Here is a 12,411-nt window from a genome sequence, read left to right as displayed (position 1 = left end):
GCTCCGGGCGCACCGTCCGCTGGGCGGGGGCGACGCATTCGTCGCGGCCGCTGGCATTGGGGGCACTCGCGCCGCTGGTGGGCGAGGTCGGCACCAACCAGGCCCGGACCATCCCGCAGGCCGCTGCCGCCGTCGCCGCCGCCCCAGCCGGTGGGGTGGCCCTGATCGGGATCGACGACGCCCACCTGCTCGACGACGTCTCCGCGGCGGTGCTGCACCACCTGGTGCTCTCCCACGCGGCGCCGGTGGTGCTCACCCTGCGCAGCGGCGCGGCGGCGCCCGACGCCGTGACCGCGCTGTGGAAGGACAGCTACCTGCCGCGAATCGACCTGCAACCGCTGTCGGAGGCCGAGACCACCGACTTACTCGAGGCGGTGCTCGGCGGGCCGGTGGAAGGCCTGAGCGCACACCGGCTGTGGGAGCTGAGCCGCGGGGTGGTGCTGTTTTTGCGGCATCTGGTCGACCAGGAGCGCGCCGCGGACCGGCTGCACGCCGAGCACGGAGTGTGGCGCTGGTCGGGGTCCGGACCTGACCTGTCCTCGCCGCTGGCCAGCCTCATCGAGACACAGATGGGGGCGCTGCCCGGCCCGGTCGGCCGGGTGGTGGACCTGCTGGCGATCGCCGAGCCGCTGGCCGTTGACGAACTGATGTCGCTGGTCAGCAGGCGGGCCGTCGAACAAGCTGAAACCCGCCGGCTGATCACCGTCGAGACCGGGGGCCGCGATGACCTGACCGCGCGGCTGGCGCATCCGCTCTACGGCGAGCTGCGCATGGCCCGCACCGGGCAGCTGCAGCGGCGGCGGCTGCGCGGCCAGGTGGCGGCCACGCTGGCCAAAACCCCGGATACCGGCGCTGAACGCACACTGCGCCGCGCGATGCTCACGATCGACTCCGACCTGCCGCCGGAACCGGCGCTGTTCACCGCCGCCGCCCAGATCGCGTTTCTGCTCTCCGACATGGCGTCGTGTGAGCGGCTCGCCGGGGCCGCCCTCGACGCGGGCGGCGGCGGCTTCCCCGCCCGGCTGGCCCGAAGCTATGCACACGTCTGCCTCGGGCGCGTCGACGACGCCGAGGTCGAGTTGGAGCGGCTGGAGGCCGAGGCCGCCGACGATGCCCAGCGCGCGGCCGCGACAAGTGTGCGCGCGGCCAACCTGTTTTGGGGGCTGGGTCGCCTGGCGCAGGCCGAAGCGGTCCTGGATCGGGCCGAAGCCGCCATCGGCGACGACAGCCGGCGGGTCCCGGTGACGGCGATGCGGGCGGCGTTCTGCGCCGGTCTGGGCCGACCCGAACAGGCGCTGTCCCACGCCCAAAGCGCCTTGGCCCACGCCGCGCTGCCCGGCCCGATGATCGCCGTCGCCACCTACGGGCTGGTCGGCGCCCTCGGCAGCCTCGGCCAGGCCGATCAGATCGCGGATGCGGCCCACCGCGGCTATCGCGGCGCCGCCGCCGCGGTCGACGCGGTGTCGCTGCAGCAGGGGCTGTGCAGTTTTCAGCTCACCGGGCTTGCCGCCGCCGGGTATTTGGACGAGGTCGAGCGGATCGTGGCCGAGCAGCACGCGCGCACCCGCTGGGAGCTGGGGCCCGTGCATCTGTTCGGGCTCACCCTGCTCGGCTGCGGCGCGGTGGCCCGCGGACGGTTGCCGATCGCGATCCGCATGCTCAACGAGGCCCGCGCCGGGCTCCGGGGTGTCAGCGCCCTGGGCTACGACTACTTGGGTTTGCTGGCGCTGGTCCGGGCGCACGCCATGGCCGGCCACAGCGACCTGGCCCGCCAGCGGTTGGCGGAGCTGGATGCGGCCGCCCACCCCGCCTACGGGTATCTCGACGTCGAAGCGATCCTGGACCGCGCGTGGGTGGAGGCCGCCGAGGGCGCCACCTCGACGGCGATTGCCCGCGCCCGCGAGGGGGCCGCGCTGGCGGCGGCGCGCCACCAGTGGGCGTATGAAGTTGTGGCGTTGCAGACCGCGACGCGCTTCGGGGACCCGGGTGGCGCCGCCCGGCTGCGCGAGTTGGCGACGTTCGTCGACGGGCCCCGTGCACCCGCGGCCGACGCCCATGCCGCCGCGCTTGCCGCCGGCGACGGGCCCGGTCTCGACGCGGCGTCGGCCGCCTGTGAGGCGATGGGAGATCTGGTCGCGGCCGGTGACGCCGCCGCGCAGGCGGCTGTCGCCTATCAGCGCCGCGGACAGCGCGGCTCCTCGTTGGCCGCCGCCGCACACGCCCGCCGGCTCGCTGACCAAACCGGCGCCCACACCCCCGCCCTTGTCGCGATCAGCAACCTCGACTCCCCGCTGACCGCCCGCCAACGGGAGATCGCCCAGCTCATCGGGCAAGGGCTGAGCAATCAGCAGATCGCCGACCGGCTGGTGACGTCGGTCCGCACCGTCGAGGGCCACATCTACCGGGCCTGCGGCGTGCTCGGGATCTCCAGTCGCGACGAACTCGCCGCCACCGTGCGCGGCAGCTGACTACGGGGCCACCGGCCGGGCTGCGCCTCACGTCGCCCACCGCACCGCGGCGGTCGACCGGCGGGGTGGCGAGGCAGCCAACCCGGTGCGCAGCAACTGGCGCAGCAGGTCCAGGTCGTAGGCGGCGGCCTTGGTGGTGTCGATGAAGCGCTCCACCACGTCGATAAACCGGTCCGGGTCATCGTGGAAGGGGAAATGCCCGCAGCGGTCGAAGATTGCCAGCCGCGAACCCGGCATGGCGGCGTGGGCCAGCCGAGCGTGCCGCACCGGGATCACCGAATCTCGTTCACCCCAAATGAGCTGTATTGGAATGGGTTCGGTCAGATAGCAGCGATCCAGCATGGTGATCATTTGGCCGTGCCAGTCGACGACGGCCCGGAGCCGGCGGGCGAACGACGCGGACGCCGCCGGTTCGCTGAGCTCACCCAGCGCCCGCAGCACATGGGGCAGGTCCAGGCCGAATCCGGTGGACCCGGCCGCCAGCCGGACTACCCGGCCGACCAGCCGCAACGTCAGCAGCGCACCCGGCAGCCGCAACGCCGCCAGCGCTTCGCCGACCATCGGCAGCGACGCCACTCGCAAGGCGATGCTGACGTCCCGGGACACTCCCCCGGTGGCGACAAGTACCAGGCGCTGGACCAATTCCGGGAACTGGTAAGCGAATTGAATGGCGACACCACCACCGAGCGAATGCCCCACCACGGTGACTCGGTCGATACCCAGCACCAGCAGCAAATCCCGCAGCGCGTTGGCGTACGCCGATGCCGAGGAGTCGGTCCCGGTGCTGACCGATTTGCCGTGCCCCAGCAAGTCGGGGGCGATCACGGTGAATCGACGAGCCAGCCTGGCCTGCACCGTGTTCCATGTCGATGAGCTGCCCCCGAGGCCATGGATGAGCACAATGGCCGGACCGGACCCCGCGATTCGGAAGGCGTACTGGTGGCCATGGATGGTGCGGAACTCCAGCGCCGGACCGCTGCAGCGTCCACGAGGAACCTGTGCGTCCGCGTGCCGCTGCGACACGGTGGCCACCCGGCCCCAGGCCGTCATCGAACCCAACTTTTCGCAGTCGCCGACGTCGCCGCTGGTGGCGATTTCCCCCCTGGGCCGAACGGTAGGTGTGGCTGCTCGGAAAGCACCATGCACCCCCTCTCGGCCAGCTCCGCGCTGTCCATCCAGTGTCGCCGAGCACCGCGCGCGGAACGCGCGTAGTGCACTACCCAATTTGGGGAGGCCGTCTACTCGCTGGCACACCGGGCAGCACACCACGCTGAGTAAGGTCGGAGCCATGACCGACGTGATGGACTGGGACGGCGCGTACCGGGAGCAAGGCGTCTTCGAGGGGCCGCCGCCGTGGAATATCGGTGAACCGCAGCCCGAGCTGGCCGCGCTGATCGCCGCGGGCAAGGTCCGCAGCGACGTACTCGACGCCGGCTGCGGCTACGCCGAGTTGTCGCTGGCGCTGGCCGCGCAGGGCTACACCGTGGTCGGCATCGACCTGACCCCCACCGCGGTGGCCGCCGCCACCCAGGCCGCCCAGGACCGCGGGTTGGGCACCGCGACGTTCGTGCAGGCCGACATCACCTCCTTCACCGGCTTTGACGGCCGGTTCAACACGATCATCGACAGCACCCTGTTTCACTCGCTGCCGGTCGAGGGCCGCGACGGCTACCTGCGCTCGGTGCACCGCGCGGCCGCCCCCGGCGCCCACTACTACGTGCTGGTGTTCGCCAAGGGCGCCTTCCCCGCCGACTGGGAGACCAAACCCAACGAGGTCGACGAGGACGAACTGCGGGCCGCGGTCGGCAGGTACTTCGAGATCGACGAGATCCGCCCGGCCTGCATCCACTCCAACGTGCCGCAGGTGCCCGGCGCCGCGGCCGCACCGCCGCCGCATCCGCTCGACGCCAAGGGGCGGATGAAGATGCCGGCGTACCTGCTAAGCGCGCACAAGGCGTAGACCCCGTGCGTTGATACTGCGCTCACGGCGTGGTCTTCTCGCACTTCTGCGCCATGGCCGCAGGGTCAACCACCCGTGACCTCGGTCAACGCCGCGGCGAACACCGCCAGATCCGCGGCCGTGGTGTCGACGTGCGGCGACACCCGCAGCACCGCTTCCCGCATTTCCAGCGGCGCGCGCTGCGGTCCGGCCGCGGTGGTCACGATGCGGTGCCGGGCGATCAACGCGGCGCGGACCCGCCCGACGTCCACGCCGGGCGGCGCCGCCAACGTGGTGATGGCGCTGGGCTCCTCGACCGCTTCGATCACCCGCCACCCGGCCACCTCGGCCAGCACGGTGCGGGTCAGCGCGCCCACCTCGGCCAGGCGGGCCCGCACCGCGGCGGCACCGCAGGCCAGGTGCTCGCCCAGCGCCACCGAAAACCCCACCCGGGCCGCCACATTGGCCTCGCCGAACTCGAGCCGCTGCGCGGCGGTCAGCCCCGGCACTGACACCGCCAGCAGCAGCCGCGGCCGCAGCCGGGCCAGCAACCCCGGCCGCAGCGCCAGCACGCCCACCCCGCGCGGGCCGGCGATCCATTTGCGCGACGACGAATAGGCCGCGTCGGCGCCCACCGCGCAGTCGATCTGACCCAGCGCCTGAGCGGCGTCGACGATCAGCGGCACCCCCAGCTCGGTGCATAGCTGCGCCAGTTCGGCCAGCGGCTGCACCACACCGCGGTGGCTGGCCAGCGCGGTCAGGTGCACCAGGTCGGGCGGGTGGGCGGCCAACTCGGCGCCCGCCTCCTCGACCCGCAGCCGGCCGTCGTCGTCGACCGGCAACAGCCGGCGGGTGAAGCCGTGCGCCTCCATCACCGCCAGGTTGGGGCCGTATTCACCGGGCAGACAGGCCAGCGTGCGACCGCCCGGCCAGCTGTCCAACAGCAGGTTCAGCGCCTGCAACGACCCGGTGGTGAACACCACCTCGGCGTCGGGCATGCCGAACAGTGCCGCCACCGCCGCGCGGCCCGCGTCCAGCACCGGCTCGGCCGCCTCGGCGGCGACGTAGCCGCCGAGTTCGGCTTCGTGGCGGGCGTGCCGGGCGGCGGCGTCCAGCGCGGCCAAGCTCTGCCGCGAGCAGGCCGCGCTGTCGAGGTGCAGGCCGGCCACGGCGGGCCGGGCCGCGCGCCACCGGTCGGCCAGCGGCTGGCTCACTTGACGGCCAGCGACAGCCCGAAGTCGCCGGCGGGGTCGGTCCACCACCGGGTGCGCCGCAACCCGGCCGCGGCCAATTCGGCGGCCACCGCATCGGGACGGAACTTGCAGGACACCTCGGTGAGCATCTCCTCACCGGCACCGAAGTCGACGGTCAACCCCAGCGCGCCGATGCGGACCCGTTGTGGCCCAACGGCCCGCAACCACATCTCGATCCGTTCCGCGTCGGCGTTCCAGCGGGCCACGTGCGTGTAGGCGTCGACGTCGAAGTCGGCGTCGAGTTCCCGGTTGATCACCGCCAACACGTTGCGGTTGAACGCCGCCGTCACCCCGGCGGCGTCGTCGTAGGCGGCGACCAGCCGGGCGGTGTCCTTGACCAGGTCGGTGCCCAACAGCAGGCTGTCGCCGGGGGCCAGCACCCCGGCCAGCGACGCCAAGAACTCGGCGCGGGGCTGCGGGGTCAGGTTGCCGATCGTCGAGCCTAAAAAGACGAACAGCCGTCGGCCCCCACCCGGGATCTCGGCCAGGTGTTCCTCGAAATCCCCGCAGACGGCCGCGGTTTCGATCGTGGGGTACTCGCGCTGGATCGCGGCCCCGGCGGCCTCCAGGATGCCGGCATCGACATCGAACGGCACGAAGCGGCGCAGCGTGCCGGCCGCGCGCAGGGCGTCCAGCAGCATCCGGGTTTTCTCCGAGGTGCCGCTGCCCAGCTCGACCAGGGTGTCCGCGCCGGTGATCGCGGCGATCTCCGACGATCGGTCCCGCAGGATCTGGGCCTCGGTGCGGGTCGGGTAGTACTCCGGCAGCCGGGTGATCTGATCGAACAGATCGCTGCCCACCGAATCGTAAAACCATTTGGGCGGCAGCGACTTCGGTGAGCGCTGCAGCCCGTGCCGCACGTCGTGGCGCAGCGCCCGGTGGGCGGCGTCGGCGGCGAGGTGGTTCGACAACGACAGGGTCATCACGATCCTTCCAGCGGCGTCAGGGTGACCCGGTCCTCGGTGACCGTGACCAGGTGCCGGTCCGGCACGTCTTGCCAGCCGGGGTCATCGTCGTAGGGTTCACTGGCCACCACCACGCCGTCGGGGCGGCGCAACAGCGACAAGGTGTCTCCCCAGGTGGTGGCCAGCAGCCGGGAACCGTTGGCGGCCAGGATGTTGAGCCGGCCACCCGGGTCGCCCGCCCCGATCGCGGCGACGGCCTCGCCGAGCGCGTCGACGCCGCGGGCGAACAGCGCCGCGGCCAGCACCGCACTGTCGCAGGCCGATTCGGCCGAGCCCGAGGCCGGCAGCGTCGCGCGGTCGACGACGCCGTTGTGCGACAGCAGCCAGTGGCCGTCGGTGAACGGTGCGGTCGCGGTGGCTTCGATCGGCATGCCGACGGTCGCCGAGCGGACCGCGGCCACCACGCAGTGGCTGCGCAGCGCCGGCGCCACCGACGCGAACGAGGCGTCGCCCCACAGCGGCATCGGGCTGCGCCAGCGCCGCGGCTCGGTGCCGTCGAAGAACCCGACCCCCCACCCGTCGGCGTTCAGCAGCCCGTGTTTTTGCCGGCGCGGCGCATACGACTGCACCGCAAGGCCGTTGGGCGGGTCGCAGACCAGCGACGACACCGACACCGGCGCGCCCAGCCAGCCCAGGTGACGACACATCAGGCGTCCCAGGCCAGTCGGACACCGGCGAAGATCTGCCGCCGGTACGGGTGGTCCCAGTTGCGGAAGCTGGGCCGCAGGATCTCGGGCGCCACCGCCCACGATCCGCCGCGCAGCACCCGGTAGTCGCCGCCGAGGAACGGTTGGGTGTAGCGCCGGTAGATCATCGGCGTAAAGCCCGGCCAGGGCCGCAGGTCCGAGCTGGTCCATTCCCACACGTCGCCGAGCAGCTGTTCGGCCCCGTACGCCGACGCCCCGGCCGGGTAGGCGCCGACCGGGGCCGGGCGCCGGGCGCCGCCGCCGAGGTTGGCGTGCGCCGGCGACGGCGCCGCCGACCCCCACGGGTAGCGGCGCCGGGCCTCGGTGCGCGGATCCCAGGCGCACGCCTTCTCCCATTCGATTTCGGTGGGCAGCCGCGCCCCGGCCCATGCCGCGTAGGCCTCGGCCTCGAAGAAGGTGACGTGCTGCACCGGTTCGTCGGCGGGGATGTCCTCGACGTGACCGAACCGGGTGCGGGTCGCCAGGTCGGGGTGCCAGAACTGCGGCGCGGTCAGCCCGGCGCGCTGCCGGTGCTCCCAGCCGCGCGGCGACCACCAGCGGGGTTGGCTGTAGCCGCCGTCGTCGATGAAGGCGCGCCATTCACCGTTGGTGACCGGGACCCGGCCGATCCGAAACGCCGGGACCTCGACCGGGTGCGCGGGGCGTTCGTTGTCCAGCGCGAACGGTTCGCCGGCCGCGTCGACGCCGAGCACGAACGGCCCCTCGGGCACCAGCACCGAGGTGCCGGCCAGGCCGGGCCGACCGGCCGGCAGCGCGGTCCCCGCATCCAGCACCGGTTCCCCGGTGCGCAGGTTCAGCGCCTGCAGCATGGTTTCGTCGTGTTGGTGTTCGTGGCTGACCACCATCCCGAACACAAAACCGGCGTCCGGCTCGTCGGGCAGGGCGTCGAGGGCGTCCAGCGCCGCCGACCGCACGGTCCGGCAGTACCGCAGCGCCTCGGTCGGGGACAGCAGCGGCAGCTCGACCCGGCTGGCGCGCGGGTGCACGAACGCGTCGTAGAGCGCGTCGACCGCCGGCGGCAGCAGCCCGGGCCGCTCTGGGTCGCCGCCGCGCAGCAGCCACAGCTCCTCCTGCTGGCCGATGTGCGCCAAGTCCCACACCAGCGGGCTCATCAGCGGGTCGTACTGGCGCCGCAACTCGGCCTCGTCGAGGTCGACCAGCGCCAGGGTGCGCTCCCGCGCCCGGATCAGCTCGTCGGCCAGCGTTTCGCGTGCGGTCACTGCTCTCCTTGCGCCATCTCGGCGACCGCGGCGGCGATCCCGGCCTCGATCACCCGGTCGGCGAAGTCGTCGGAGGGGCAGCGGCCGCGCTCGACCAGGTGCACCAACCGTCCCATGGTGTCCTGCAGCGGGGCGGGTGCGCGTTCGGCGGCCAGGGCCACGCACCGGGTGGCCGCGGTGTGGATCCGGCGGTCGCCCAGGCCGAGCCGGGCCGCGACGTCCCAGGCGGCGGCGACGGGCTCCACGGCCTCGGCCGCGAAATCGGCGGCGTCCGGGTCGTCCAGCAACGTCACCAGGGTGAACACCACCGCCGGCCACAGCGCGTCCGGGACGCTGTCCAGGTAGCGGATCTCCAGCCAGCGCCGCGGACGCACCGGCGGGAACAGGGTGGTCAGGTGATAGTCCAGATCCGCCTCGGTGGGCCGGCGGCCGCCGAGCAGGGTGCGACCGTCGGCCCAGTCGGCGAACGGCACGTACTGGGTCATCGCCACCGCGTCCGGGCTGTGCACCAGCATCACCGGCGCCTTGAGCGCATAACGCGCCCAGTCGATGCCGGGGTCGGCGCCGCTGCCGCCCAGGATGGGCCCGCAGCGCGCGGCGTCGAGCTGGCTCCACACCCACTGCCGGGTGGACTGCCAGCCGGAGAACGCGCCGCCCAGCAGCGGGGAGTTGGCGGCGATCGCGACCATCGTCGGGCCCAACGCATGCGCCAGCCACACCCGCGCCGCCCACCCGGCCCGCGGTCCGGCATCCAGGTTCACCTGGATCGACGCCGTCGAGGGCATCATCGCCGCGCCGGCCACCGCGGGGGAGCTGGCGGTGAAGAACTGTTCCATGCCCTGATACCGGGCGCCCGGGTTGATCCGGCGCGCCGGCCGCAGCGGGTCGGCGCCCAGCAGCACCAGGCCCAGCCCGGCGGCGGTGAACGCCGACCGCAGCACCGCCTGGTCGAGGGCCATCGCCTCGATCGCGGCGACCGCACCGGGCAGCGGCGGGCCGGACAGCTCCACCGCGCCGCCGGGTTCGACGCTGACCACCGCCCCGCCCGGCAGCGCGGGCAGCGCGTTCAGAATCGCGGTGAGTTCATCCCATCCGGGCCGCCGGCCGGGGTCGGCCAGGTCATAGCAGTGCGCTTCGACTTCCAGGCCGACGCGGCCCAGCGGGGCGTCGGTGAGGCAGCTGTCGGCGAGCTGCTCGGCGGCCGCCGACGCCCCGGCCAGCTCCCCCTCGCCGGCCTCGGCCAGCCGCGACACCTGCGACGTTATGGCGGACGTCATCTCCACGGACACCTCCGGGCCCACCCGGTGGACCATTGGCTGGTGCGCGGCTACCGGGCTGATAGCCGCCTAGCCTTCCATCTTGCAGAGGGGCACCGACATCTGCCTGTGCGTCGCCGGTGACACGTTGGTTACGGGTACCCAAAAACTGCGTGCCACTACTGCCCCAGGGTGTTCTGCATGGCCCCGGCCAGCACGTTGACCGCCGGGCCGCCGTTGCCGGACTGACACACCTTGGCCTGCAGCAGCACGTTCTCCCGCAACCGGGTCTGGAAGAAGCAGCGCCGGTCGGTGCCGGCTTCCTGTTTGGTCCACGCCGCGTCGGTGGCGGTGGGCGGCCCGCCGTCGAACGACCAGGTCTGGGTGGCCCCGTTCGCCAGGTGCAGGCCGGTGGTCTGCCCCGAGCAGCCGCCGGTGCGGTCGGTGACCCGGTGGAACGCCCGGGTGGCGGCGTCCCCGGTGGCGAACACGCCGACCGCCTGTTTGACGAAGTGGGTGTCGTCGGTGGCCGAGGTCATGGTGACCGCGCTGTTGAACGACGCCAGATCGGGATCGTTGTAGACCTCGGGTAACCCGATGTCGGTCCAGTTGTTGCAGACCGGGTCGTCCACCCAGAAGTCCTGGTAGGGCTCGCGGGAGATCGACTCGAAGCCCATCGGTGCGCCGACGATGTTGCCGACGGACCCCTTGCCCAGCACCGCGTAGGACACCACCCCCGGCTCCGACGGATTCGCGGCGGCCACCGCGGGACTGGCGAGCGCTGCGAAACCCGTCACGGCAAGCGCGATGGCCCACCCGTGTGTCACCGGCGTACCCATGGCGTCGATCTTAAGCACGACCGGACCTCAGCCGAGGTTGGTGCGGACTCCTTCCTCGACCTTCTTGCCCAGATCAGGGTCGACGTTGCGCCAGTATTCGAACACCCGGGTCAGCACCGGCTCTTTCACACCGTTGCAGACGTGGCCGATGATGTTGCTGGCCAACCGTTCCCGTTGTTCGTCGTCGAGCACGTGGCGCACCAGGGTGCCGGCCTGCCCCCAATCGTCGTCGTCCTTGCGCAATGTGTAGGCGCTGCGCACCATCTCACCGTCGGCGTACCAGCGCACCTCGGCGGCCCGGTCCGGGTCGGCTTTCGGTCCGCCGTAGGAGTTCGGCGCGTACACCGGGTCGGTGACGTTGTGCACCCGCATCACACCGTCTTTGGAGTAACTGCGCACATCCACCTTCGGGGCGTTGACCGGGATTTGCTTGTAGTTGACCCCCAGCCGGGCCCGGTGCGCGTCGGCGTAGGAGAACCCCCGGCCCAGCAGCATCTTGTCCGGGCTCAACCCGGTGCCGGGAACGATGTTGTTGGGTTCGAACGCCGCCTGCTCGATCTCGGTGTGGTAGTCGGTGACGTTGCGGTCCAGGGTGAGTTTCCCGACGTCGATCAGCGGATAGTCGCCGTGCGGCCACACCTTGGTCAGGTCAAACGGGTTGAACCGGTAGGTTTTGGCCTCCTCGTACGGCATGATCTGCATCTTCAACGTCCAGCTCGGGTACTCCCCGCGCTCGATCGCCTCGTACAGGTCCCGCTGGTGGTAGTCGGCGTCCTCCCCGGCGATCCGGTCCGCGTCGGCCTGGGTCAGGCACTGCACACCCTGGTCGCTGATGAAGTGGTATTTCACCCAGAAGATCTCACCGCCCGCATTGAGCCAGCTGTAGGTGTGGCTGGAGTAGCCGTTCATGTGCCGCCAGGTCTTGGGGATTCCGCGATCCCCCATCAACCAGGTCACCTGGTGCGCCGACTCCGGGGTGAGCGTCCAGAAGTCCCAGATCATGTTGTGGTCGCGCAGGTTGTTGGCGGCCAGCCGCTTCTGCGACCGGATGAAGTGTTGGAACTTCAGCGGGTCCCGCACGAAAAAGACCGGGGTGTTGTTGCCGACCATGTCGAAGTTGCCCTCCGAGGTGTAGAACCGCAGCGCGAAACCGCGCGGGTCCCGCCAGGTGTCGGGGCTGCCCCGCTCGCCGGCCACCGTCGAGAACCGAATCAGCGTCTCGGTTTTGGTGCCCGGTGCGAACACCGCCGCCCGGGTGTAGGCGCTGACGTCATTGGTCACCTCGAAATGCCCGAATGCCCCGCCGCCCTTGGCGTGTGGCTGCCGCTCCGGGATGCGTTCCCGGTTGAAGTTGGCCATCTGCTCGATCAGGTAGTGATCCTGCAGCAGGATCGGGCCGTCGGGTCCCAGCGTCAACGAATCGGTGTCGCTGGGCGCCGCGGCGCCACCATCGGTAGTCGTGTAGCTGTCGGTCATTGCGCTACCTCCTCGTTGCGATGGGCTGACTTCACGCAATCCGGTTGACCGGCACGGCAATTCGAGCACGTCCCCAGCACACGACTTCGGCCCCGCCAGCGTCGAAGCCGGCGAGGCCGAAGTGGGGTGGGCGCGCGCTGCACAGTGACCGCTAACCCGGCGCCCGCTAACGGGGCGCCGGGTTCGCGATCAGGTGCCGCGAAGGTCATCGCCCCTCAGTATGCCCCTTTACTGGAACGAATCAAGAAAAGGGCTGGGCGTTGTCCGGTTGCTACCGATGGGGCGGAG

At 71.7% G+C, this 12,411-nt stretch carries 10 protein-coding genes; 2 read left to right on the top strand and 8 right to left on the bottom strand.

Translation table 11 applies throughout. The features are described from left to right. Nucleotides 1-2,468, top strand: a 2,468-nt coding sequence (locus BKN37_RS21650) for a helix-turn-helix transcriptional regulator (RefSeq protein WP_131823669.1), incomplete at its 5' end; no start/stop codon positions are given. 27 nt (nt 2,469-2,495) lie between these two features. Here BKN37_RS21650 and BKN37_RS21645 read toward each other — a convergent pair. Then, nucleotides 2,496-3,518, bottom strand: a complete 1,023-nt coding sequence (locus tag BKN37_RS21645; RefSeq protein ID WP_083341958.1) for an alpha/beta fold hydrolase — start codon at nt 3,516-3,518, stop codon at nt 2,496-2,498. 238 nt (nt 3,519-3,756) lie between these two features. Here BKN37_RS21645 and BKN37_RS21640 point away from each other — a divergent pair, with 238 nt between their 5' ends. Next, entirely contained in the window at nt 3,757-4,428 is a 672-nt protein-coding gene (locus BKN37_RS21640; protein ID WP_071029011.1) for a class I SAM-dependent methyltransferase, read from the top strand. A gap of 65 nt (nt 4,429-4,493) precedes the next feature. Here the strand turns inward: BKN37_RS21640 and egtE are convergent, their stop codons facing one another. From egtE to BKN37_RS21605, 7 genes are all read right to left on the bottom strand, one after another. Beyond that, nucleotides 4,494-5,621, bottom strand: coding sequence for an ergothioneine biosynthesis PLP-dependent enzyme EgtE (gene egtE, locus BKN37_RS21635; RefSeq protein ID WP_071029010.1), 1,128 nt, complete (start codon nt 5,619-5,621; stop codon nt 4,494-4,496). Then, nucleotides 5,618-6,583, bottom strand: coding sequence for an L-histidine N(alpha)-methyltransferase (egtD, locus tag BKN37_RS21630; RefSeq protein WP_071029009.1), 966 nt, complete (start codon nt 6,581-6,583; stop codon nt 5,618-5,620). Before egtD ends, egtE begins: the two co-directional genes overlap by 4 nt. Then, on the bottom strand, nt 6,583-7,272 hold the full coding sequence (egtC, locus tag BKN37_RS21625; RefSeq protein ID WP_071029008.1) for an ergothioneine biosynthesis protein EgtC: 690 nt from the start codon (nt 7,270-7,272) through the stop codon (nt 6,583-6,585). Before egtC ends, egtD begins: the two co-directional genes overlap by 1 nt. Next, nucleotides 7,272-8,552, bottom strand: coding sequence for an ergothioneine biosynthesis protein EgtB (egtB, locus tag BKN37_RS21620; RefSeq protein WP_071029007.1), 1,281 nt, complete (start codon nt 8,550-8,552; stop codon nt 7,272-7,274). Before egtB ends, egtC begins: the two co-directional genes overlap by 1 nt. Continuing rightward, nucleotides 8,549-9,829, bottom strand: a complete 1,281-nt coding sequence (gene egtA / locus BKN37_RS21615; RefSeq protein ID WP_071029013.1) for an ergothioneine biosynthesis glutamate--cysteine ligase EgtA — start codon at nt 9,827-9,829, stop codon at nt 8,549-8,551. The genes egtB and egtA overlap by 4 nt, the downstream gene beginning before the upstream one ends. Nucleotides 9,830-9,987: 158 nt before the next feature. Then, a complete protein-coding gene (locus BKN37_RS21610; protein ID WP_071029006.1) occupies nt 9,988-10,647 on the bottom strand; it encodes a sensor domain-containing protein in 660 nt (219 codons plus the stop codon). Between the two features lie 27 nt (nt 10,648-10,674). Further along, on the bottom strand, nt 10,675-12,123 hold the full coding sequence (locus tag BKN37_RS21605) for a catalase (protein ID WP_071029005.1): 1,449 nt from the start codon (nt 12,121-12,123) through the stop codon (nt 10,675-10,677). Nucleotides 12,124-12,411: the final 288 nt, after the last annotated feature.

Source organism: Mycobacterium talmoniae, assembly GCF_001854525.1.
Lineage (GTDB): Bacteria > Actinomycetota > Actinomycetes > Mycobacteriales > Mycobacteriaceae > Mycobacterium > Mycobacterium talmoniae.
Note: the sequence above shows the minus strand (reverse complement) of the source record. Positions and strands in the feature narration are given on the sequence as shown.